Below are 22,977 nucleotides of genomic sequence, written 5' to 3' on the forward strand. Positions count from 1 at the left end.
CTCCTGCTGCCCGGCGGGGGCGCGTTCGTGGGTCCTCCTTTTGGAGGTGGACTTCTTCACCGTACGCTACGGCGGCATGCTCTTCACGCCGGAATCGCGTGGCCGTCAATGAGCCGTGTCACCCACTTCCCGCTGTCCTTGACTGTGCGCTTCTGCGTGTTGTAATCGACGTACACGATTCCGAAGCGTTTGCTGAAACCATAGCCCCACTCGAAATTGTCGAAAAGCGACCAGACGAGGTATCCGCGCAGGTCGACGCCCTGTTGCATCGCGCGGTGCGCCGCGGTGAAATGGCGACGCAGATAGTCGACGCGGGCCTCGTCACGCACTCGGTCATCGACTAGCGTGTCGTCGAAGGCCGCGCCGTTCTCAGTGATCATCAGCGGCAGTGTGGGATGCTCGCCGCTGAGCCTGAGCAGCAGGTCCTCGAGCCCGTCCGGAGCGATGTTCCAGCCCATCGCGGTGTACGGTCCGTCCTGACGCACGAACTCGACATCTTCGCTCCCTGGCCACGACGATCCGGCGGCGCCTTTATGGCCGTCCGCGTGCTGGCGGTCGGAGATGCCGTCCCACGTGCGCACCAGGGTGGTCGAGTAATAGTTGACCCCAAGAAAATCGATGCTCTGATGGATGATCTCCGTGTCACCGGGGAGCACAAACGACCAGTCCGTCACCGATGCGGTGTTCTCGATGAGGTCGTCCGGATAGCCGCCGACGAGCATCGGCCCGGTGAACGCACGGTTCGCGAGCGCGTCGATCCGACGTACTGCCTCCGCGTCCGCGCCGTCCTCCCCACGGACGACGTGGAAGTTGAGGGTGACTGAGACCTCTGCCTGCGGGACCACCTCGCGGAGAACCTGCACCGCGAGGCCGTGCGCGAGGTTGAGGTGATGCATGGCAGCGAGTGCCGCTGCACCGTCGGTGCGTCCCGGCGCGTGACCGCCCGAACCGTAACCGAGGAAGGCGCTGCACCACGGCTCGTTTAGCGTGGTCCACACCCGTACGCGGTCACCGAGAACCTCAGCGACGTGGCGTGTGTACTCCGCGAATCGGTGTGCCGTCTCGCGGTTGGTCCACCCACCGGCATCCTCGAGCGCCTGCGGGAGATCCCAGTGGTAAAGCGTGGCCATCGGGCGGATGCCACGGGCGATCAGCCCGTCGACGAGACGACTGTAGAAGTCAAGACCGGTCCGGTTCACCGGGCCGGATCCGAGCGGCTGGATCCGTGGCCATGCGATCGAGAAACGGTAGGCCTCGAGACCGAGCTCGGCCATCAGGTCGAGATCTGACTCAAGACGATTGTAATGATCGTCTGCGACAGCGCCGGTGTCACCGCCGACGATCTTGCCCGGGCTAGCGCTGAAAGTGTCCCAGATGGATGGACCGCGACCATCCGCGGTCGCGGCGCCCTCGATCTGGTACGAGGCCGTCGCGGCCCCGATCACGAACTCCGCGGGAAACTCGAGCCCCGAGTCCCGGTAGTCGGGACTCGCACTGATTTCCGGGCTCTCGCGAGTGTGGGCGTCTATCTCAATGGTCATGTCAGCCTTTCACTGCGCCTTGCATGATTCCGGCCACGAGCTGTTTGCCCGCGACGAAGAAGAGGATGAGAAGGGGGATGACTGACAGCACGGCACCTGCGAGCACCATGGCGGTGTCGGGGTTCTGCCCGCCGCTGGCGCTGAGCGTTGCCAGCGCCGTCTGCACGTTCGGATTTCGCGGACCAAGCACGAGCATCGGCCACAGATAGTCGGTCCAAGATGCCATGAAGGTGAACAGCGCGAGCACCGCCATACCCGGCCGGGCCGCCGGGATCGCCACATGCTGGAACGTACCCCACATGCTGGCGCCGTCCATACGTGCGGCCTCGATAAGCTCGTCCGGAATCACGTCAACCAGAAACTGCCGCATGAAGAACACGCCGAATGCGGTGACCAGACCGGGCACGATCACGGCCTGCAGCGTTCCGGTCCATTTCCATTCAGCCATCAGCATGAACATCGGGATGATGCCGAGCTGTGTTGGAATCGCCATCGTAGCGATCACCGTCAGCAGCAGACCTGTGCGTCCTCGAAAGCGCAGCTTCGCGAACGCGTAGCCGGCGAGCGTGGAGAAGAACACCACGGAGATCGTGATCGCGCCCGCGATGATGGTGCTGTTCAGCAGCGCCAGCATGAACGGGACCGTCTCGAACACCTTCGCGGCGTTGCCCAGAAAGTTCGGGCCGGGGATCGCGACCGGTGGCACGACATTGGTATCCGACGACTGGCGGCTGGCGATCACGAACGACCACCACAGGGGGAATGCCGAACCGACGAAGAACGCGGTCAGCAGGGCGTAGGTCAGCAGGCCGGGGCGTTCGTAGGCGCGTGCTCGCTTGGCGCGACGCTCACGGGCTGCGACCCGAAGATCATCGTGCGGTGCCCTCGGTGCTGCCTGCGGCGGCGTGACGATGGCGGTCATGATGACACCTCCTGCTTCGTTCGGGCAGATATTCGGCTGGCGCGGGATGCCTTCGCATCGGCGGTGCGCACCGTTCGCGTTGCCGCGTAGCTGAGCAGCCCCACGAGCACGATGACGATGAAGAGAATCCATGCGGTCGCTGAAGCGCGACCGAAGTCACGCCGGGGGAACGCCAGTTCGTAGAGGTAGAGCACGACTGTCTGGAACTGACGGCCACTGCCACCGTTGGTTCGGCTGTCGAAGAGCTTCGGTTCGGTGAAGATCTGCAGCCCGCCGATGGTCGCAGTGATGACGACGAAGATGATCGTGGGACGAATCATGGGAATGGTAATGGACCAGAAACGGCGTATTTTGCCCGCCCCGTCGAGTGTGGCCGATTCGTACACATCGCGCGGGACGGCCTGCATGGCCGCCAGCAGCAGAAGCGTGTTGTACCCGGTCCAGCGCCAGTTCACCATGGTGGCAATGGCGACATGCGAGGGGAAGACGTCGAATGCCCAGCGGATTGGGTCGAGCCCGAACAGTTCGAGCAGGCCGGCGATCGGGCCGTGGTACTGGTTGAACACCTGTAGGAAGATCACCGTCACCGCGACGGGCGCGACGATGTACGGGATCAGAATACTCATGCGCCAGAAGGTCTTTGCTTTGATCGCCTGATCCAGGAGTGCCGCGACGATAGTGGCGACGATGAGCTGTGGGATGGCGGAGAGCAGGAAGATGCTGATGGTGTTTCGGAACGAATTCCAGAAGAACGGGTCGGTCAGAACAGCGATGTAGTTCTGAAGTCCGACGAAGTCGCCCTGCCCCTTGAGTAGGTTCCAGTCGTACAGCGACACGTTCAGCGTGTACGCGATCGGGAAGATGCCGATCAGAGCGAACAGGATGAAGAACGGGGCGACATAGAGGTAAGGGGAGAACCTGTAGTCGAAGCGACTGACCTTCTGGCGGAACGTCAGTGCGGAACGGGCCGTGCGGCCCGGTGAGCTGGTCATCGTTGAGCCAATCCGCGAGAGGTGGATGAGGTGGATGAGCGGTGGCTCGGCGCGGCGCGCCGAGCCACCCACGAGGATCAGCCGACGAGTTGGTCGAGCAGAGTCATCGCTTCATCCCAGGCCTTGTCGGGATCGGTGACCTCACCCTGACTGACCCGGTCGAAGATCGGGCCGAACACGTTGTCCTGAATGTTCGAGTCCTCCGGTCCCTTGACCTGGGCGACGACACCCTCCGCACGATTCGCGAAGATCTCACCGACGGGCGCATCGTTGAAGAACTTGCTAGTCGTGTCTGCGACGAGCTCCTGCCCCTTCGGCGTGCTCGGGTATGGGCCGGCTACTTCAAACGCTGCGGCCTGCTGCTCAGGCGAGGCGAGCCACAGCGCGAGCTTGGCTGCTTCCTCAGGGTGCTCGGAGGCCGAGGAGACACCCAGGAACGCACCGCCCCAGTTCGCTGAGCCGCCGGGCAGCACGTTTGCGAAGTCCCAACCACTGTCAGTGGTGCCCTCGTCGTAGTAACCCTGCACGATGCCCAGCATCCAGCTCGGGCACATGTAGACGGCGAAGTCGCCAGCTTTGGCTTCAGGTCCGACCTCCCAGCCCGGCAGGCCCGCGCCGAGACCGGCCTTCTCTGCTTCGACGATCTTCGCGAAGTGCTCTTTCAGCACCTCGTTGTCCTTGATGTTGAGAGTCTCGCCGTCCTTCTTGTAGTAGCCCTCCTCCTGCTGGTTCACGAAGGAGTTCCAGAAGAATCGCGGGCTGTGGTAGAACGCCTTGCCGGTGTCGTCGACGTATTCCTTTCCGACCTCGAAGAAGCGCTCCCACGTGGCGTCATCGCCGCCCAGGTACTCCGCGACCTCCGCGCGCTCGCTGGGAAGACCGGCGGCTTCGAAAAGGTCTCCGCGGTAGCACAGACCCTGCGGACCGATGTCCAGACCCGCGCCGATGACCTGTCCGTCAGAGCCGGTGCCCTGTGCATACTTCCAGTCGAGCCAGCTGTCCTTGGCGTCCTCGATGCCGTAATCGCGCAGGTCGACGAAGGCGTCCGAGACCTCGGCGATCGTGCCCAGCCAGCCCTCTTCGATTGCGACGATGTCACTCAACCCGGTCCCGGCCGCGATCTTCGCATACGCGTCGTCTCGGGCCGCGCCACCGCCTTCAAGGTTGGTCGCCTCGATCGTGATGTTCGGATTGTCATTCATGTACTGCTCGTAGTTCGCCTCGACTCCCATCGTGCCGAAGGTCGTGATCGACAGCGTGATGTTCTCGTCACCGCCGGCGTCACCACCGCCCGACGAGCAGCCTGTTGCGATGAGCGCCAGCGCTGTGGCACCGGCGAGGGTTGCGGCGATCCTGCTTCGTGATGATTTCACGGTTCACTTCCTTGTGTGCGCGAGGTGGCAATGGGAGCGCTTGCATTTTCGGATTGAGAGCACTCTCCGTTGATTTATAGCGACAATATGCCCAATTGTCAGAGTCTGTCAACAACAAATGGGCGCGCTCCCATAGATTCTTCAGCGCATGCCCGTGCATCTAGCTGGATGCCGCGGTCGAATCAGGTCGGCTGTGTCGCAACGCAAAACGCCCCCTGCCCTGATGGGCAGAAGGCGTCTCGCGAAGGTGTTGCGAACTACTTGGCCGCGACGACCTGAAGGGTGATGACGGCCACAAGGTCGTCGTGCAGACGCACGGTTGCCTCGTGGTTACCCGTCGACTTGATCGGCGCGGTGATGGTCACCTTGCGCTTGTCGATCGAGCCGAGGCCAGCAGCCTCGACCGCAGCAGCGACGTGATCAGTCTTGACCGAACCGAACAGGCGTCCGGAAGCGCCAGCCTTGACGGCCAGGCGAACCTTCGTGCCCTCGATCGTGTTCTTGAGAGCCACAGCCTCGTCACGATCGTGGATCGCACGCGCCTTGCGTGCAGCCTGGATCGATTCGACCTGCTTTGCACCACCGCGGGTCCACGCCGTAGCGAAGCCCTGGGGGATGAGGTAGTTACGGGCGAACCCGTTCTTGACCTCGACAACGTCACCGGCACTACCGAGCCCGGAGACCTCATTCGTGAGAATCAGCTTTGCCATCTCAATACCCCTTAACGGCCAGCGCCAGCGTAAGGCAGGAGTGCCATTTCGCGTGCGTTCTTGATCGCCGTGGCGAGCAGACGCTGCTCCTGCACCGAGACACCGGTGATACGACGGGCGCGGATCTTCCCACGCTCCGAGACGAACTTGCGAAGGGTTGCGACGTCCTTGTAATCAATGACGCCAACCCGGATCGACTTCGCGGGAGCGGTGGGCTTGCCACCCTTCCGCGGCTTGCGGCGGTCGCCGCTCGACTTTCCAGCCATGGTTTTTCCTTTGATGAGCGGATGCCGGTCACTTCAACGAGCGAAGCGGCCGGATCCAGAAGTTGTTTAGAACGGGGTGTCGTCGCCGAAGCTGCCCGGAGTGCTCCACGCATCCGCACTTGTCGACGAGCCGGGGGTAGACCACGGCTCTGACGACGCCTGCTGTTGCTGCGCGGGACGCACCTGTCCACCGCCGCCACCGGCACCGCCGGAAGCCGCGCCAGAACCGCCAGAAGCCGCACGGGTAACCTGCGCTGTCGCGTACCGAAGCGAGGGGCCGATCTCGTCGACCTCCAGCTCGATCGACGTGCGCTGGTTGCCTTCGCGGTCCTGGTAGGAGCGCTGACGCAGGCGACCCTGCGCGATGACGCGCATGCCCTTCGTCAGAGAACCCGCCACGTGCTCAGCGAACTCGCGCCAGACGGACGCACGGAGGAACAGCGCGTCGCCGTCCTTCCATTCGTTCGCGGCACGGTCGAAGCTGCGCGGGGTAGATGCGATGGTGAAGTTCGCCACCGGCAGCCCGTTCTGCGTGTAACGCAGCTCGGGGTCGGCCGTGAGGTTTCCCACAACGGTAATGACGGTTTCGCCGGCCATGAGTCTTAGGCCTTCGCTGCCTTGGCAGCCTTGCGAGCAGCCTTCTCTTCGGAGCGCTTAGCTTCGAAAGCAACCATCGCCTGAGCTTCTTCTGAACGAAGAACCTTGGTGCGCATGATCTGCTCGTTCAGGCCCAGCTGACGGTCGAGCTCCTGTGTGGTCTCGCTCGTTGCCGTGAAGTTGACGACGGCGTAGATGCCCTCGGTCTTCTTCTGGATCTCGTATGCAAGACGGCGCTTGCCCCAGATGTCGACCTTGTCCACAGTGCCACCATCGTTGGTGATGACCTTGAGGAACTTGTCGAGCGTAGGGGCTACCTGGCGCTCGTCGATCTCGGGGGTCAGAATGACCATTAGTTCGTACTGGTGCGTCACTTACCCACCTCCTTCGGACTAGAACGGCTTCCGGGAATTTCCCGAGAGCAGGAGGGTGTGTGCACGTGTCCGTCCGCAGACCGCCGAATGCGGGCCGATAGACAGACAACCTGGACAGTCTACCGGAATTGCGGGCGTGTCGTGACCGACGTCAATCGACCGAGCCCCGCGGAACGATCCAGCGGTGCGAGAAAGTCGGCTCGATGGCGGCAAGGCTGTCGAAGTCCGCGTCATAGTGGACGACGCTCACCCTCTGGTTCCCCGTCGTATTCCGAAGTGCAGTGGCGGCGATCTGCAGATCACTCACACCAACGGATCGACCTTGTCCGGCGGCGAACAGCCGTCGCTGCAGCTCAACAGCGATACGCGCGACCTCAGCGTCTGGCTGCAGGAATATCTTTGCTTTTGCGCTCGCATCGATCAGGATTCGATGCTCCTCAGCGCTCCTGGCGGAGTACCCCTCCTCGAGCAACTGCGGCAGGCAACTCGCCAGTTCACCGATGGCCAGCAACGCGATCAGCGCGTCGGCCACCACATCCGAGCGATGAATCCGCTGAAGCGCAGAGTTGTCAACGAGGAAGAGCTGGTTCATCGTTGTGAATCAGTGGTGACATCCGCGTTATCGAGCTCGATCGCCACGCCGCTACGCAGCAGATCGATGTAGCCCATCGCCTCGCCTCGCCGCACGACCTGAGCGAGCGCCTCGTTGACCGCCGCCTTCTTCGTCGTCGCGCCCGTGAGGCGCATCGCCTGTTCCAGCAGCACGTCGTCAATGTCAATGATCGTCTTCGTCATCGCACCTCCTGAGGATATACGAAATCTATCCTGAGTATATACCCTCAGCGGCGGATCGGGTCTCGGTGCGGCGTCGGAGCGATCGTGAAGTCTGTCCCGTTGTCCGCCCAGGTGTCCTCGCCTGCCCGACCTCTGGCGCGGCGCAGCGCGACGATCGCGCGGACGGCCGGCGTCCCGACGGCGAGCGCGACCGCGCCCAGGAGCGAACGGTCCTCATCGCCCAGCACACTCTTGCGGTGCCAGGCGGCGTGCAACGTACCGCCGCGACCGACCGGTACAGTCCTCGCACGCAGCCTGCCCTCGCGACGCAACGCCACCAGTTCTTCGACCTGGCCCCACCACGTGGACTCGGTATCCGGGTGGAAGTAGTTGTCCCGCATCCACCGCGGGTGCGCATGCCGGAATCGCCGGCCGATGACCTCTTCCGCTCCTCCCAGCAGCCCGCTGCCGAGGAAGACAGTGTTCAACAGCGGCTTGTGCACGCCGAATGTGTCAAGCGCGATCACCGGGATGCCCCGGGCAATCGCCTCGACGACCGCAGTGGAACTGACGGTAACCAACCCCTCGGCACTCTCCAAGGCAGCCGCCATCGGCTGATGGGAGAACACCAGGTTCGCGGGGCGCGCGGGGAGCAGATCTGCATAGGCGTCCCGCTCGAGGTGCGTCTCGGTCTCGCCCGGCCGCGAACGCAGCTTGACCACAACACGGCGGGTTGGATCTGCCTCGGCCGCGCGGCGCAGGATGCTTGCGAGCTCGGCACGCTCTGCGCGGTCAGCGGGAACGAGCGCCTGGGCGGCGAACACGAGGTCTGTGCCTGATGCGCGTGGTGCAGGTGGTGCGGCGTGCGTGGCCTCGACCCCCAAAGAGCCGGGGCCACCCCTTGCGACCGAACCCCGGCGCGCTCCAGCCCCGACGAGCTCCCGCACTGCGGCATCCTGCCCAGCCCGCTCGTGCTCCCGCTCCGAGGGCTGCGCGAACGGCAGCGTCGCGAGCGCCGTCGGGACCGGCACGCCGATCTGGCGGCTTAGCTCGGCGAATGCGCGCTCCTCACGGTGCGAGTGCAGCACGAGCAGATCACTCTCTCTGCGGTATTCGAGAGCTCCCCGTTGGGCAGGGATCGACATCCCTGGTAGCCCACTGACGATCACCGGGCGATGCGTCAGCCGGTCGATCTGTCGCGCGACGAGCCGCACGAACGGGCCCCGCCCTGCCAGCACGACGACGTCGGGAAGGTGACCTCCCAACCAGCCGCCCAACTCGTCGAAGCCGAGCCGCGTGACCGCCGCGTCCTGAAACGACGTACCAACAAGCGCCGCCCGCTGCTGCGCGGCGCTCACCGTCAGCGGCGTGCGCACAAGCAGCAGGTGCCGTCGGATGCCGGGAACGGCGTCGAGCAGCGAAGCAGACCACTTCACGAAAGAATCGGCATCCGCGATCGCGACGACCCGCAACTCGCCCGTGCTCATGCCGGGATGCGGCGCAGCTTAGCCATCGGCGCCTGCTCGCCAGGGAAGACCCGCTTGACGCCGTCGCCGAGAGCCGTCTCGATGACACGAATGTCACGCACAAGGTGCTCCAGGCCGGTCGGCTCGAGCGAAGCGGCGTGATCGGAGCCCCACATGGTCCGATCGAGCGTGATGTGCCGCTCGATGGCGACAGCGCCGAGTGAGATGGCGGCCAGCGAGATCTGCAGTCCGCGCTCGTGACCGGAGTAGCCGATCGGCACGCCGGGGTAGCGGTCACGGAGCGTCGCGATGACGCGGATGTTCGCCTCATCCGGCTCCATCGGATAAGTGGAGGTGGCGTGCATGAGCACGACGCGATCGGTGCCGAGGGTCTCCAGTGCACGGTCGATCTGATCGATCGTCGACATGCCGGTGGAGAGGATGACCGGCTTCCCCGTCTCACGGATCGCGTCGAGCAGCTCGATGTCCGTGACACTCGCGGAGGCGACCTTGTGAGCGACGACGTTCAGGTCCTCGAGGAAGGCGACGCTGGGCACATCCCACGGGGAGGCGAACCAGTCCAACCCTTGGAGTGTGGCGTGATCGCCGATCTCGACGTATTCGTCGCGCCCGAACTCGACGCGGCGGCGGTAATCGAGATACGTCATCGTTCCCCACGGCGTCTCCCGCGGAACGTCGCGCATGTGCTGCGGCGTGGAAATCTCGGGGGTGCGCTTCTGGAACTTCACGGCATCCGCTCCGGCGCGCGCAGCGACGTCGATGAGGCGCTTAGCGATGTCCACATCACCGTTGTGGTTCAAGCCGATCTCCGCGATAACGTACGCGGGTCGTCCGCCACCAATTACGTGCGATCCGATGCTGACAGTCATATCGTCCTCCAGTCGTGGGGCCCCTCAGTCCTGAGTACGCCGCGATGATGAACACCACGCGAATCGCGGGTTACCGAGGGCGGTCGGCTGTCAGAACGCGTTCAATGAGCTCCCGAACGGCCCCCTGCCCGCCAGAGCGACTCAGCACCACCCGCGCCTGTGCGCGCACCAGCGGATGGGCGTTCGCGACCGCCACCGGCCAGCCCACGATGCGCATCGCACCGAGGTCGTTGACGTCGTTTCCGAGGTAGGCGATGTCCGACAGGGCGATCTGGTTCTCCGTCGCCCACTCAGCGAGCGCCGACTCCTTATCCTCGATGCCGTGCAGCACCGGCACACGGAGCTTGTCCGCCCTGGCGCGCACCACGGGGTTGACCTCGGTGGAAAGGATGAGCATCGGGATGCCAGCATGCCGAAGCCGGGCCACCCCCATCCCGTCCTCCCGGCTGACTCGCACCTGTTCTCGGCCGTCGCTGTCCACCAGGACGGTGTCGTCAGTGTGCACGCCGTCGAAATCGGTCACGACAGCCCTCACGTCGATGCCGCCCGCCTCGTCGACTGTGCCCGCCTCGTCGACTGTGCCCGCCTCGTCGACGAGATTCGCCAGAGCGGATGCCACGGCAAGGTGCTGCGCGTCGTCGATCTCGACCGCCGACCACTCGGGAACCTCGACGATGCCCACCCGCCCGAAGAAGCGATGTCCGGCCTGCCGGAACCCCTCGGCATTGAAGGCGTAGAACGCGCCGGTCTCCAAATAGTGCGGCTCACGATCCTGTCGGCGCGGGCGGTGCGCGGCATCGTGGTTGATCGCGACCGCGGCATCGTTCTCGTCGCAGCGCCAGAGGAACCCGTAGGTCTCATGAGCCGCGAACACGCTGTCGTACCGGTCGGAGCGGATGTCGTCGACCGCAGCGTCGATCCCGGCGCTGGAGATGAACGGAGAGGTGGCCTGCACGAAGACGACAACGCCGACCGACTCTCCCCCGCGCTCAAGCTCGTCCAGGGCGTGCAAGACCGCGCTCTCGGACGATGCGCTGTTCCCGGAGAGCCCTGCCGGACGGCGGATGACACGGGCGCCCGCCGCGGTGCTCACGTCGGCGATCTCGTCGTCGTCGGTGGAGACGACGACGAGATCGACGCCGTCGGCCCCAGCCGCAGAGCGGACCGCGCGCTCGACCAGCGGGATACCGCCGATGCGGCTCAGGTTCTTGCGGGGCACCTGCTGGGAGCCGCCACGTGCGGGGATGATCGCGACCGTGATTCCCTCGCCGGCTGCCACTGTCCCGATATTTTGATTGGTCATCGTCCTCGTATCGCCTTCCATGCGTGAGCGGCCCGGCGGCGCGCACCCTTGATCGTCAACCGGAGCTCCTCGACGCGCCCGACACCACCGGCGGAGCGGAATGCTCGACGACCGATCCCCTCCCGCGGGGCACCGGGCAGTCGCAGTTCGGCGAGCCGCGCACGGGAAAAGTAGCGATCACGCTCGGCCACATCCAACTGCCGGAGAAGTTCTTCGGCTCGAGGACGCAGGTGCTCCGCGATGATCGGCTGCATCGCATAGCCGACGGCATCGACGAGCAGCTGCAGCCGCTCCGGATCACGGTACGGCGATGAGGGTCGGGTCAGCGCGTCGACGATGGTAGCGGGTACCCGGTTGCTGTTCTCGAACGGGGTCAGGCGTCCCAGCACGAGCGCTGTGCCGGCGGCGGCGATCGGTCGGTCGAACAGTGCCCGCACCGTGGGCAGGGCCGTGGAGAACCCGGCGACCACCCCCAGCGCATCCAGTCGCTCGGCAACGAGCTCGGCGGGCTCCGCGCCGCGATACTCGACGAACTCGGCGCCGTGATGCCGCGCACGCTCACGTACTGCAGCGGAGATGAGCGGTGGCGCGGACGGGTGCGGCTTGAAGACGATCCGCTTCGGTCGCCACACTGCCATCGCACGATCCACCATGTCGCATTGCATGGCGATCTCCTCCTCGGCAGAGACCAGGCCGAGCACAGCAAGGTATTGCCCGAGCACGAGCGCGGTGGGCGTGCCGTCCGCGAGGGCGTCCAGCTGCGAGTCAGCAGCACCGGCCTCGGCGAGCGCCCTTCGGAAGGCGGCCGGCGGCACCGGCACCCGTTCGGCTCCGGCGCTGGCTCCCGCATCCGTTCCGGCTCTCGTAGCCGCTCCTCCCGTAAAGACAAGTGGCTCGACGCCCGGCACCACATCCGCGTAGACGACGCGTCCGATCCGCTCAACGACCGTGCGCGGCAACTGCACGCGGATCGGCGAGTAGGTCATCAGACCGTCACCGATAATCGTGATCCGCGCATCGGGGAACAACGACAGAAGCGTACGGGCTGGAGCCACCTGCGGGCTCTGCACCAACAGCTCGAGATCAGCATCATCAAGATCCCAGGCGCGCGTGAACAGGCGGTTCAAGATCGGAAGGTCAGCGGGCTCCGGATCCCAGGAACTCGGATGCAGCGGCGAGAGGATGTCGTCGAGAGGTTCGATGCGATCAAACCGGCCGTGCAGCGTCTGAAGGTTCGACTGCTCATGGATCGCGGTGCTCGTCTCCGGCACTCTGGCGGAATTGACCGGGACGAGGACCCGCTGGCCACGAGCTTCGATGAGTCCCTCGTCGAGGGCGGCGACCGCCGTGGCGAGCCCGTAGACGCTGTGCAGAACGAAGAGCTGGGTCATCTCATCTCTCCCGTTCCGCGGAGGGTTCGAGCGAGTACCCGACGCCTGGGACCGTCGAGTCGTTCAAGGGCAGCGGTGACCTCTCGAGCCGGAAGAATGGCGAGCAGGTCGCGGATGCCGCGGCGCATCTCCGCCCGCAACAGAGGGGGCATCTGCCGTGAGCGGACCATGTGATGCGAGCTGAGCGCGAGAGCGGTCCACACCACTTTCGGCAGGAAGCGTGCCGCCTCGGCATCCTGTTTCACGATCTCTACCGTCTGCGCGAGCGCGCGAACGAAGTCGAGCTGACGCTGATCTCGCACCTGGGTGAGCGACGTCGAGACGCCGCGGCGGTAAAGAAGAGCGGGAGCGTCCACGACTGCAAATGACTCGGCCTGCAGGTGCAGGCGCCAGATCCACGGACGATCTTCCGCGGTGAAAAGGCCTTCTGGGAACGCGGCGAGGCCACGGTCGATGATGCGGCGGTGGAAAATCCCTGCCCAGGCATACGGGTAGTCGACCATCGTGGTGTCATCCGCCGGAAGAATCGCATCGCGAGGAGATGCGACGGTGCCACGCCAGGCAAACGGGGCGCGCACGATTTTGCGCTCGGCACCCGTGACGCGGACGTGGTCGGTGCGCAGAAAGTCGCAATCCAGCTCGCGCAGTCGCGAGGAGAGCACCTGCAGCCGGTGCGGCTGCATCCAATCGTCGCCGTCGATGAAGCAGAACGCGTCGCCCTCCACATGCGCCAGCCCCTGGTTGCGCGCGCTGGCCAGACCGACGGCGCGCGGATTGGTGATCACCTCGGCATGGGTGAAGCGTTCCGCATACCGTCGCATCTGCACGCCGGTGTCATCACTGGATCCGTCGTCGATCGCGACCAGTTTCAGAGCGTCTGGGTCATCGAACTGGCGCAGCAGCGTCTCCAGTGTCGTCCCGATGAAGGGCGCAGCATCCTTCGCCGGAAGAATGACGGTGACAAGGGGTGTGCGCACAGGGCTCCAGATGGGTCGACGGTGTCCGGCATGGTCGCATTCCCGCCTTTCCGGTTGTCGACGCACGGGTGAACGCCGGGTGTCCGCGCGCGCGACGGGTAGCGTGGGCGACATGGAGTGGAACCCGGATCCCGATTCAGCAGGCACATGGCTGCGTGACCGACTCGACGTCGACTACGCGACCATGCACGGCGTCGTCCCGCACGGCTTTGAGGCGTATGCGCGCATCTTTCACCCAGCGGAGGTTCGATCCCTGCCGGATCGCGCGGTGCCGACGATGGACGAATGGAATCGGATGCCGGACGAGGAGCACGTCCGCCTCATTGAGCTGTTCGTCGACGAGCCGGCGACCTGGGCCGATGCTGCGGCCGCTTTCGACACGAGCCTGCACGCGCTCGCGCAGTGGCAGCGGCTCGTGAAGACGCCGCCGGAGGTAGACTGGCGCACCCGCATCGCCCCGGATGGGCGCGAGTTCACTTCTCCCCGAGAGGGCGAGATGTCCCCGGCGCTGCTCGCAGCCATCGCCCGATACCTGGTCGCGCACACTTCGACCCCGGATGCCGGGTTCGCGGCGGTCTGGGAAGGATGGGGCGGCTTCGTCGGACACTACGGCGAGGCCCCGAGCCGCGCCTACCTCGAGTTCACCGATGACCCGCTGCACGCGCAGGTGCTGCAGCAGAGCATCCACGACCGCTTCAACAATCCGTTTCGGAAGGCGCAGTGGCAACCAGGCATCGTCTCTGACGAGGTCTCGAAGGGCGAGCGTCTCTCGCTCCCCGGCCGCGACCACGTGCTCTTCGCTGCACCCCCGTCGGCATTTGCCGGTCCCGGGTGGATCCTGGATGCCCCGTGGCGCGACCTCGAGCAGGAGCAGCATGGCTTCCCGCCTGCCGCTCAGCATCCGAGCATCCTCTGGCCCGCCGACCGCGCATGGGTGATGGCCAGCGAGATCGACTACGACTCGACAATCGTGGCCGGCTCCGCCGAGCTCATCCGTGCGATCTGTGCGGATGAGCGCCTCGAGGCGTTGCCGATCCCCGAAGGCGCCGACCTCGGTTGGGAGGCCGACACCACTAACCGCTGACCGCGAGAATGGCTTTCCCGCATGAGACGGGGCCTAACAAGCCCTTTCTCATGCCACAAACCCATTCTCATGCTCAGGCTCAGGCTCAGGCTCAGCGCACGATCGGCGGCACCGTCGACCACGCCGCGCGATCCTCGGCCGAGGGCGCGGCAGGAATCACACCCTTGCCATCCGGCTCCGGGATCGCCGCGAGCAGCGAACGCGTGTACGGATGCTTCGGCGCAGCCCAGAGCTCGGCTGTATGGCCCGACTCCAGAACCTGCCCCGCGTACATCACGAGTGTCCGATCAGCGATGCGCCTGACCACCGCGAGGTCGTGCGAGATGAACAGCATCCCGGCTCCGACTTCAGCCACCAAATCGCGCATGAGCGCCGCGACGCTGGTCTGCGTCGACGCATCCAGAGCAGAGATCGGCTCATCCGCGATCAGTAGCTTCGGCCGTGCCGCAAGCGCACGCGCAATGGCGATGCGCTGCTTCTGGCCTCCGGAGAACTGGTGCGGGAAACGCGTCACCCACGCCGGATTCAACCCGACCCGCTCCAGCCACTCCTCGACCCGAGACCCCTCATCGCCGCGGGCGAGAGCGGTCTGGATGCCGTCCTTGATCTGGTCCCCGATACGTCGGCGCGGGTTCAGCGACGTCGACGGGTCCTGAAAGACCATCTGGATGCCGGTCAGCGCGACCGACCTGCGCCGAAGACCCATCGTGGTCACCGGCATCCCATCGAAGAGCACAGTTCCGGCAGCGGTCTTCTCGATTCCCGCCGCCGCGCGAGCAAGCGAAGACTTGCCACTGCCCGACTCACCGACGAGCGCGACGGTCTCCCCCACTGCAACGTGAACCGAGACGCTGTTGACGGCGATCACCGGCGGATTCCCCGGGTAACGAACCACGACGTCGTGTGCGTCGAGCACCAGTGCGTCAGTCATCGGTGTCTTCTCCAACGCTGTCTTCTCCAACGGTGCCCCCTTCGTTCTGCGACGCGAGCCGCGAACCTGGCAACGCCGCGAGGAGCGTGCGCGTGTACTCGTGCTGAGGGTCAGCAAACAGCGTCGCCCGATCTGCGCGCTCGACGATCCGACCGTCCTTCATCACCGCGACATCATCGGCGATCGCACTCATGACGCCGAGGTCGTGCGTGACCAGCAGGACCGCGAGCTCGCGTTCGACCGCGAGATCGCGCAGCAGCTGCAGGATGCCGGCCTGCACCGTGACATCCAGCGCTGTAGTCGGCTCGTCCGCCAGCAGCACCTCTGGGTCGCACGCCAAGGCGCACGCGATCGCGATGCGCTGACGCTGTCCACCCGAGAACTGGTGCGGGTAGCGCCCGAGTGACTCTGCCGCACGCGGCACCTGCACTCGTTCGAGCAGTTCCACGGCGCGCGCCGCGGCTGCCTTGCCCTTGAGCCCCAGGTGCACACGCATGTGGTCGGTGAGCTGCTTGCCGACGGTGAGCTGCGGATGCAGCGACGAGGACGGATCCTGGAACACCATCGCGATGCGGTTGCCACGGACGCGGTTCAGCGCGCGGCGCGGCATCCCGAGCAGCTCCTCATCGCCCAGCCGAATCGAGCCGGATGTCTGCGCCTTACGCGGCAAGAGTCCGAGCACGGCAAGTGAGGTGAGCGTCTTGCCCGAACCGGATTCACCGGCCAGCCCCTGCACGCGACCGCGCTCGAGGTCGAGCGAGATGCCGTGCACGAGGGGACGCCCGATGGCGATCGTGAGGTTCTGGATGCTGAGCGCGGTCGAGGTCATGCCTTCGCCCCCTTCGCGGATGCGGTGAGGTCGGCCTGGTTCTCATGGGCGATCTCGGCGGTGGGGTCAAGCACGTCACGCATCGCATCACCGAGGAAGTTGAACGCGACCACGACCGTGAGGATCGCAAGTCCGGGGAACACACCCAGCCACCAGGCGTCGAAGTTCTGCATGGCGGCGGAGATCATCGATCCCCACTCGGCAGTCGGCGGCTGCGCGCCGAGACCGAGGAACGACAGACCGGACAGCAGCAGGATCGCCGTACCGATGTCGAGAGTTGCGAGCACCAGCACGGGGCCGGCGATGTTCGGCAGCACGTCGACGAACAGGCTGCGCACCGGAGAGTGGCCGAGCAGTCGGCCCGCGACGACGTAGTTCTGCTGGCGCAGACTCAGCACAAGGCTGCGCGTGACGCGGGCATACTGCGGCCACGAGACGATGACGGCCGCGATCACCGCGTTGAACAGCGAGGGGCCGAGGGAGGCCGCGACCACCATCGCGAGGATGACGGTGGGGAACGCCATGAACAGGTCGGTGATCCGCATCAGCATCTCATCGATCCAGCCGCCGAAGTATCCGGCGACGGCTCCCATGATCGTGCCGATGATGAGGGCGGCGACGACCAGCATGAGGGCGAGCGGAATCGTGACGGTGGCGCCGGTCATCAGCCGGGAGAAGATGTCCCGGCCAGTGCCGTCAGTGCCCATCAGCGTGTCGATGCCCGGCTCCTGCAGGCGCGGCAGCACCTGCGCATTGGGGCCGAACGGCACCCACCACTGCGCGGTGAAGGCGATGATCACCCAGGCCAGGGCGATGACGGTTCCGATAATGCCCAGGGGCGTCCGCCAGGCACGGGGCCAGCGGAAGCGGATCTTCCAGCGGGAAGCGACCCGCTTGTCATCGAAGGCGCTCATGCGATCCTCACTCTCGGATCCAGCACGCCGTACAGCAGGTCGACGATGAGGTTGATGACGAGATAGATGACACCGACCACGAGACCGACGCCCATGATGCCGGTGAGGTCGAGGTTGGCGGCCGCGTTGTAGGCGTACGTTCCCAGCCCGGGCCAGGCGAACACCGACTCGACGAGCACGGTGCCGCTCAGCAATGCGCCGAAGGCGACACCGACGACCGTCATGATCGGCAGCGCCGCACCGCGCAGCACGTAGTCGAGCACGACGCGCGTACCGGAAAGGCCCTTCGCCCGCGCCGCTCGAACGTAGTCGCTGTCGAGCACCTCCAGCACCGAAGTGCGCACGAACCGCGTGAGCAGACCGATCGTCACCAGCGAAAGCACCATGACGGGTAGCGCCAGGTGGGCTGCCGCATCGAGGAAGCCGACGCTGTCGCCGTTCAGCAGATAGTCGACCGTGTAGAAGCCGGTGATCCGCGGCGGCGGCGTGATCGAAGGCGAGACGCGCCCTGACCCCGGTGCGATCCCGAGCTCGAGGAAGAAGAAGTAGTAGCTGACCAGCGCGAGCCAGAACGTGGGTACGCTCAGTCCGACCAGCGTGACCACACGCACAACCTGATCGGTGACGAGCCCGCGGCGGTAGGCCGCGAGGGTGCCGAGCACGATGCTGACCGCGAGGCTGACGATGATCGCGCAGACGGCGATCTCAATCGTGGCCGGCACGGCGGTCGCCAGGTCTGCGGTGACCGCGCGGCCAGTCACGAGAGAGGTACCGAGGTCACCGCGCAGCAGGTTCCCCATATAGATGAAGTACTGCACGATGAGTGGCTGATCGAGGCCGTGCGACTTGATGAACGCCTCACGCGTCGCCGGGTTCTGGGCTGCGCCCTCACCGAGTGCGGCAGAGACCGGGTCACCAGGCACCAGGTTCGTCAGCAGGAACGTCACGATCGTGACGCCGATCAGCAGCAGCACCGAAGTGCCGAGTCGGCGCAGCAGGTACCCGACCAGCGGGGAGCGGGTCGGGCGCCTGCGCGCGACGGTGGCAGTACTCACTGAGTTGTTCAGCCTGCGGGTGCGATCTCGGCGATGTCGATCTCCCACACCGAGTTGTACACAGCGCCATTCACGTCACCCGCGGTCGCGATGTTGCGACCGGGAACGATCAGCGGCACGAACGGGCCATCGACCTGCATCGCCTCAGCGAACTCGGTGAAGGCTGCCGTGCGCTCGTCTGGGTTGGTCGCGCTGGCAGCGACATCGGCAAGAGCAGCGATCTCGGGGTTCGCCTCTGCGGCCCAGCCTGAGCGCAGACCGACCTTCAGTCCGGGAGCGAACGGCAGGAAGTTCGCGGAGTCGGCGTAGTCCGGACCCCAGAACCACAGGCCGAAGCCCTCGGTGCCGTTGACGTAGGCGTCAAGCTCGGTGGCGAACGGCGCCGGAGCGAGTTCGACCTCGATGCCGGCATCCTTGAGCTGCGCCTGCACACGCTCGGCGAGCGGAGTGAACTCCACTCCACCCACCGGGTAGTCGTTCGGGAACTGCAGCTTCAGCGTCTGACCGGCGTATCCGGCTTCGGCGAGCGCGGTCTCGACGCGGTCGAGATCCTGTTCGACACCGGCATCCAGAGCACCCTCAAAACCAGGAGGGATGACACCGGTCGCCTTCACGGAACCGGCACCGGCGAGCTCGAGCAGCCCGTCATAGTCGAGGGCGTAGCGGATCGCCTCTGCGATCTTGACGTTCGCGAGCTCACCCGCGTTGTCCGCCGTCTGGTTCAGCAGCAGGAAGATCGTCTGGCCGGAAGGCACCGAGTCGATGTTGATGTCGTCGCCCAGGGTTGCGACCTGGTCACCGTTGAGGTCCAGGGCAACCATGGTGTCGCCACCCTTGAGGTTCGCCAGCTGCGTGGCGCTCTCGGTGACATTGCGGATGACAACGCGGTCGTATGCGCTGGACTCGTCGCCGTTGTATTCGTCACTCTTGGTCAGCACGATCTGCGACGAGAGGTCGAGGGTGTCGAGCACGAAAGGACCGGATCCGGCAGATTCGCCGTCAAGGAACGCCTGTGCGGTGTCGGCGCCGTCAGTGGTGCCACCGTTCTCGATCACAACATCCGAATTGACGATGCCGAGTGCCGGGTTCGCCAGGATCGCGGGCAGCTGCAGCTGCGGCGTCTCAGTGGTGAACCTGATGGTCTTCTCGTCGACCTCTTCGATCGTCACGCCGGCAAGAAGGAAGTTCGGCTTGGCCTCGACCATCCCCTGGATGCGCTGCAGAGTGAAGGCGACATCCTTCGCCTCGATAGGTGTGCCGTCCGAGAAGACGCGGCCGTCCTCGAGCGTGAAGGTGAACTCGGTAGCCTCATCGTTCTGCTCCCAGGAAGCGAGCCCCGGGATCGGCGTGGAGACGTCGGATCCTTCGAAGTCGACCAGCGTCTCGTAGAGCGCCTTGGCCAGCATGTTGCCGGTCGGGTCGTAGCTGTGTCCAGGATCGGCGGTCTCGATGGAGAACGCGGTGTCGATCACCAGCGATGAGGCGTTGCTGGTACCTCCACCGTTTGCAGAGTTTCCACCTGAGCAGCCGGTGACGGCCAGGAGCGCGACGGCTCCGACGGCGACCAGGGACCTGCGGGACAACGAGGACATAGACCCTCCTAGGGAAGGGGAGTGATGGGGAATGGTCGGACGGCTGTGGACGACCGAGTTCAGATTGGCACGATACGTGACGATTTGTCCAATGAGAGCAGACGTTCAGACACATATCACCCTAAGATTCGAGAATGGGAGACAGTATGTCCAACGATCGGCCTACCGATTCGATATCCGCTGGACGAAGTGCGCCTGCACTCGATGATGTCGGCTACCGCATCCTGGCAGCGCTGCGGGAGAACGGCCGCCTCTCGATGGCCGCACTCGCCGATCGCGTCGGCATTTCCCGCGCGAATGCCTACTCGCGGGTGGAGGCGCTTGTGGATGGCGGCGTGATCACAGGTTTCGCCGCATCCATCAATCCAGCGAAGGCCGGCCTCTCGATCGGGGCACACGTCTTCGTGACGGTGCATCCGCAGTCTTGGCCGTCATTCCGCGAGCGCGTGCGGGAGCTACCGGAGGTCGAGTACTGTGCTGTCACCACCGGCGAGCACGATGCGATGCTGATGATCCGTGCCACGGATGTCGGCGGGGTGCACGACTTCTCCACCGGGGTCATCGCGCAAATGCCGGAGGTGCGCACAGTGGTCAGCGTCGTGATCCTCGACGAGGTCGTGCGCCGGCCGTTCATCCTCCCCACCGACATTCCGGAGCGCGCATCGGCGCCTGCGCAGATGGGGATGACGCGCTGGACTCCCGCGCCAGGGGCCAGAGATCCGCTGCCGCCGCGCTGAGCGCCGCCCCTAGCGCGGCGCCGCGCTAGCGGGCTGAGGCCGCGGCATCCTCCACGCAGATACTCAACTGCGCCTCACCATGCATCTCGTAGTGCTCAACCAGGCGCAGACCGTTCTCGTCCTGCTCGATGTCACTGTCGCCCGATCCGGTGACGACGGTGCCATCCGCAACGAGCACGTGCACGAAGTGGATGCTGATGACGTTTCCGGTACGAGTGCCGACGAATCGGCCGAACGTCACCGTGTCACCGGTGTAGTCGCCCCAGATGGCGCCGTCTTTCTCGAAGTAGAGGAACACGCTCGGGGCATCGTGATTGACCACAGAGGTGGTCGAAGAGGTCATCCGGAAAGTGCGTCCGTCAAGCGACGGGAGGGTTGTCTGCGTGTTCACCCCTCGATTATGGCAACCGCCACGCGCTGTCGTTGACCAACCATCGCGCTCCTGCGGTTAGCGTGGACGGGTGACCATGCCCTCCTCCGGCCCGCAGCCGATCTCCTTCGATGCACGGCCGCTCACCGATCCGGTCGCCCCAGGCGCCGTGAGTGCGTTTGTGTCCGCGATGCGCGCGCGCCGCCCGTCGTCGATGACCGCGACCAAGATCTTCATAATCGTCATCGGATCTATCGTCGGTTTCGGCTTCCTCACGATCCTGCTCCTAACCACGTCAATGCTCCTCGCGGGGATCAGCAACGGCGGGCCGCTCATCATGCTGATGCCGGTTCTGATCATCGTCGGGATCGCGGTCGTGTTCGGGCTGGTGTTCTGGTCCTCCTCCCGCCAGGACAAAATCGCGCGCTATCGCATTAGCCAGTTCGCCGCGGCGAACAACATGACCTACGAAGATCAGATCAAGGACCCGGCGCTGCCCGGCATGATCTTCAGCCTGGGTAGTTCGCGGCAGTCCGCACGCCTCGTGCGTGGTTCGTCCCCGCGGTTCGTCGAGTTCGGCAACTACCAGTACACAACGGGGTCGGGAAAGAACTCCACGACCCACAAGTGGGGCTACGTTGCTGTGCGACTGGACGTTCCGCTGCCCAACATCGTGCTGGATGCTCTGGGAAACAACGGGTTCGGCACCAACCTGCCGGCATCCTTCCGCAAGGAACAGCATCTGTCTCTCGAGGGCGACTTCGACAAGTATTTCTCGCTATATTGCCCGCAGGGATATGAGCAAGATGCGCTGTACCTGTTCACCCCCGACATCATGGCCCGCTTCGTTGACAACGCAGCCCAACTCGACGTCGAAATCGTGGATGACTGGCTGTTCCTCTACACGCGGCGCGAGGCATCCACGCTGGACCCGGCGACCTGGGCCTGGTTGTTCGGCGCCGTCGGTGCACTGATCACGAAGTTCGACCAGTGGGCACGGTGGCGCGACGAGCGCTTGCTCGAAGTGCAGGGTCAGGCACCCGCGGCCGCGGCACCGGCCGGCTCGCATGCGCTTCCGTTCGCCGCACCGGCGGGGATGCTGACGCCACCACCTGGTGTGGCACAGAGCGGACGTCGACTGAAGCGCCGAGGTCAGTGGGTGACAGTCGTGCTCTTCGCCGGCGTCTTGATCTTCTGGTTCTTCTCGCGCCTGCTGTACTGAGCGCTCAGAATTCGGCGGGTGTGGAGGTGAGCGCGGTCTGGGGAACTGCGCTCACCTCATCCCCCCGGGATCAGAAGAAGACGAACTCCCTCCGCATGAACGGCCAAGGCCGTCCGACGCCAGATGTCAGCTGGGGACTGAACAATCGCGGCGTATGACCCCGACGGTATACCAAAACAGGTTGCAGTGGGTTGCAAGTTCGGATGAGCGCGTCAGGCGTTCAACCCGAAATGCTCCAGTTCCGCGTCGTTCAGCATCCGCGAGCGGATGAGGAATCGCATCCCGGTCGGGCCTTCCACACTAAATCCAGCACCTCGGCCGGGCACGACGTCGATGGTCAGGTGCGTGTACTTCCAGTACTCGAACTGCGACTCCGACATGAAGACCTCAATCGGGGCATCCATGCCGGCGTCAATGTCACCCAGCAGCACATCGCTGGGGCCGGTGATGAACATGCCCACCGGATAGCACATGGGGCTCGAGCCGTCACAGCATCCGCCGGACTGATGGAACATCAGCGGGCCGTGCTGGGCGGTCAAATCCCGAAGCAGGGATGCGGCAGCATCCGTCACCGCCACCCGATGGTACGTGCCTATGCTCACCATGTCGCTCTCCTCACGTGGTTCTCGGGTGGGCGCCAGCGGCGACGCCCACCCGAGGGTCGATC

At 65.0% G+C, this 22,977-nt stretch carries 25 protein-coding genes; 3 read left to right on the forward strand and 22 right to left on the reverse strand.

Annotated features, from left to right (window positions below; genetic code table 11):
- Positions 1-83: 83 nt before the first annotated feature.
- From ACSU04_RS14375 to ACSU04_RS14445, 15 genes are all read right to left on the reverse strand, one after another.
- Entirely contained in the window at positions 84-1,541 is a 1,458-nt protein-coding gene (locus ACSU04_RS14375) for a GH1 family beta-glucosidase (RefSeq protein ID WP_439290061.1), read from the reverse strand.
- Between the two features lies 1 nt (position 1,542).
- Complete coding sequence (locus tag ACSU04_RS14380; protein ID WP_439283182.1) at positions 1,543-2,463, reverse strand: carbohydrate ABC transporter permease; 921 nt, start codon at positions 2,461-2,463, stop codon at positions 1,543-1,545.
- A complete protein-coding gene (locus ACSU04_RS14385) occupies positions 2,460-3,455 on the reverse strand; it encodes a carbohydrate ABC transporter permease (RefSeq protein WP_439283184.1) in 996 nt (331 codons plus the stop codon). Before ACSU04_RS14385 ends, ACSU04_RS14380 begins: the two co-directional genes overlap by 4 nt.
- A 77-nt stretch (positions 3,456-3,532) precedes the next feature.
- The gene (locus ACSU04_RS14390; protein ID WP_439290062.1) at positions 3,533-4,828 is read right to left on the reverse strand and encodes an extracellular solute-binding protein; all 1,296 of its coding nucleotides are present in this window, start codon (positions 4,826-4,828) and stop codon (positions 3,533-3,535) included.
- Between the two features lie 257 nt (positions 4,829-5,085).
- Positions 5,086-5,538 carry a 50S ribosomal protein L9 gene (rplI, locus tag ACSU04_RS14395; RefSeq protein ID WP_439283188.1) on the reverse strand — a complete coding sequence of 151 codons (453 nt, stop codon included), beginning with the start codon at positions 5,536-5,538 and terminating at the stop codon, positions 5,086-5,088.
- A gap of 11 nt (positions 5,539-5,549) precedes the next feature.
- Complete coding sequence (rpsR, locus tag ACSU04_RS14400; RefSeq protein WP_439283190.1) at positions 5,550-5,804, reverse strand: 30S ribosomal protein S18; 255 nt, start codon at positions 5,802-5,804, stop codon at positions 5,550-5,552.
- A gap of 66 nt (positions 5,805-5,870) precedes the next feature.
- Positions 5,871-6,401: a single-stranded DNA-binding protein gene (locus ACSU04_RS14405; protein ID WP_439283192.1), complete on the reverse strand. Its 531-nt coding sequence runs from the start codon at positions 6,399-6,401 to the stop codon at positions 5,871-5,873.
- A gap of 5 nt (positions 6,402-6,406) precedes the next feature.
- Positions 6,407-6,775 carry a 30S ribosomal protein S6 gene (gene rpsF, locus ACSU04_RS14410; RefSeq protein ID WP_438253718.1) on the reverse strand — a complete coding sequence of 123 codons (369 nt, stop codon included), beginning with the start codon at positions 6,773-6,775 and terminating at the stop codon, positions 6,407-6,409.
- Between the two features lie 151 nt (positions 6,776-6,926).
- The gene (locus tag ACSU04_RS14415; protein WP_439290063.1) at positions 6,927-7,367 is read right to left on the reverse strand and encodes a PIN domain-containing protein; all 441 of its coding nucleotides are present in this window, start codon (positions 7,365-7,367) and stop codon (positions 6,927-6,929) included.
- Complete coding sequence (locus ACSU04_RS14420) at positions 7,364-7,570, reverse strand: type II toxin-antitoxin system VapB family antitoxin (RefSeq protein ID WP_439290064.1); 207 nt, start codon at positions 7,568-7,570, stop codon at positions 7,364-7,366. The genes ACSU04_RS14415 and ACSU04_RS14420 overlap by 4 nt, the downstream gene beginning before the upstream one ends.
- Positions 7,571-7,614: 44 nt before the next feature.
- On the reverse strand, positions 7,615-9,036 hold the full coding sequence (locus ACSU04_RS14425; protein ID WP_439290065.1) for a DUF6716 putative glycosyltransferase: 1,422 nt from the start codon (positions 9,034-9,036) through the stop codon (positions 7,615-7,617).
- A complete protein-coding gene (locus ACSU04_RS14430) occupies positions 9,033-9,905 on the reverse strand; it encodes an N-acetylneuraminate synthase family protein (RefSeq protein ID WP_439290066.1) in 873 nt (290 codons plus the stop codon). Before ACSU04_RS14430 ends, ACSU04_RS14425 begins: the two co-directional genes overlap by 4 nt.
- 70 nt (positions 9,906-9,975) lie before the next feature.
- A complete protein-coding gene (locus ACSU04_RS14435) occupies positions 9,976-11,208 on the reverse strand; it encodes a cytidylyltransferase domain-containing protein (RefSeq protein ID WP_439290067.1) in 1,233 nt (410 codons plus the stop codon).
- Positions 11,205-12,599, reverse strand: coding sequence for a polysialyltransferase family glycosyltransferase (locus ACSU04_RS14440; RefSeq protein ID WP_439290068.1), 1,395 nt, complete (start codon positions 12,597-12,599; stop codon positions 11,205-11,207). Before ACSU04_RS14440 ends, ACSU04_RS14435 begins: the two co-directional genes overlap by 4 nt.
- A complete protein-coding gene (locus ACSU04_RS14445) occupies positions 12,596-13,576 on the reverse strand; it encodes a glycosyltransferase family 2 protein (RefSeq protein ID WP_439290069.1) in 981 nt (326 codons plus the stop codon). Before ACSU04_RS14445 ends, ACSU04_RS14440 begins: the two co-directional genes overlap by 4 nt.
- Positions 13,577-13,688: 112 nt before the next feature.
- Here ACSU04_RS14445 and ACSU04_RS14450 point away from each other — a divergent pair, with 112 nt between their 5' ends.
- Positions 13,689-14,660: a hypothetical protein gene (locus ACSU04_RS14450; protein WP_439290070.1), complete on the forward strand. Its 972-nt coding sequence runs from the start codon at positions 13,689-13,691 to the stop codon at positions 14,658-14,660.
- 91 nt (positions 14,661-14,751) lie between these two features.
- On the opposite strand, the gene ACSU04_RS14455 is transcribed toward ACSU04_RS14450, so the two are convergent.
- The 5 genes from ACSU04_RS14455 to ACSU04_RS14475 are packed head-to-tail and all read right to left on the reverse strand — an operon-like array spanning position 14,752 to position 19,981.
- Positions 14,752-15,591 (reverse strand): ABC transporter ATP-binding protein, encoded by an 840-nt coding sequence (locus tag ACSU04_RS14455; RefSeq protein ID WP_439290071.1) that lies wholly within the window; start codon positions 15,589-15,591, stop codon positions 14,752-14,754.
- On the reverse strand, positions 15,584-16,420 hold the full coding sequence (locus tag ACSU04_RS14460) for an ABC transporter ATP-binding protein (RefSeq protein WP_439290072.1): 837 nt from the start codon (positions 16,418-16,420) through the stop codon (positions 15,584-15,586). The genes ACSU04_RS14455 and ACSU04_RS14460 overlap by 8 nt, the downstream gene beginning before the upstream one ends.
- Positions 16,417-17,334 carry an ABC transporter permease gene (locus tag ACSU04_RS14465; protein ID WP_439283213.1) on the reverse strand — a complete coding sequence of 306 codons (918 nt, stop codon included), beginning with the start codon at positions 17,332-17,334 and terminating at the stop codon, positions 16,417-16,419. Before ACSU04_RS14465 ends, ACSU04_RS14460 begins: the two co-directional genes overlap by 4 nt.
- On the reverse strand, positions 17,331-18,389 hold the full coding sequence (locus ACSU04_RS14470) for an ABC transporter permease (protein WP_439283215.1): 1,059 nt from the start codon (positions 18,387-18,389) through the stop codon (positions 17,331-17,333). The genes ACSU04_RS14465 and ACSU04_RS14470 overlap by 4 nt, the downstream gene beginning before the upstream one ends.
- Positions 18,390-18,397: 8 nt before the next feature.
- Entirely contained in the window at positions 18,398-19,981 is a 1,584-nt protein-coding gene (locus tag ACSU04_RS14475; RefSeq protein ID WP_439290073.1) for an ABC transporter substrate-binding protein, read from the reverse strand.
- 134 nt (positions 19,982-20,115) lie between these two features.
- Between ACSU04_RS14475 and ACSU04_RS14480 the strand changes: the two genes are divergently transcribed.
- Positions 20,116-20,718 (forward strand): Lrp/AsnC family transcriptional regulator, encoded by a 603-nt coding sequence (locus ACSU04_RS14480; protein ID WP_439283219.1) that lies wholly within the window; start codon positions 20,116-20,118, stop codon positions 20,716-20,718.
- 25 nt (positions 20,719-20,743) lie between these two features.
- Here the strand turns inward: ACSU04_RS14480 and ACSU04_RS14485 are convergent, their stop codons facing one another.
- Entirely contained in the window at positions 20,744-21,109 is a 366-nt protein-coding gene (locus ACSU04_RS14485; protein WP_439283221.1) for a hypothetical protein, read from the reverse strand.
- 76 nt (positions 21,110-21,185) lie between these two features.
- Here ACSU04_RS14485 and ACSU04_RS14490 point away from each other — a divergent pair, with 76 nt between their 5' ends.
- Positions 21,186-22,310, forward strand: a complete 1,125-nt coding sequence (locus tag ACSU04_RS14490; RefSeq protein ID WP_439283634.1) for a hypothetical protein — start codon at positions 21,186-21,188, stop codon at positions 22,308-22,310.
- Positions 22,311-22,522: 212 nt separating this feature from the next.
- Here ACSU04_RS14490 and ACSU04_RS14495 read toward each other — a convergent pair whose 3' ends face one another.
- A complete protein-coding gene (locus ACSU04_RS14495) occupies positions 22,523-22,915 on the reverse strand; it encodes a DUF779 domain-containing protein (RefSeq protein ID WP_439290074.1) in 393 nt (130 codons plus the stop codon).
- Positions 22,916-22,977: the final 62 nt, after the last annotated feature.

The organism is Microbacterium sp. A84 (genome assembly GCF_051842815.1).
GTDB lineage: Bacteria > Actinomycetota > Actinomycetes > Actinomycetales > Microbacteriaceae > Microbacterium.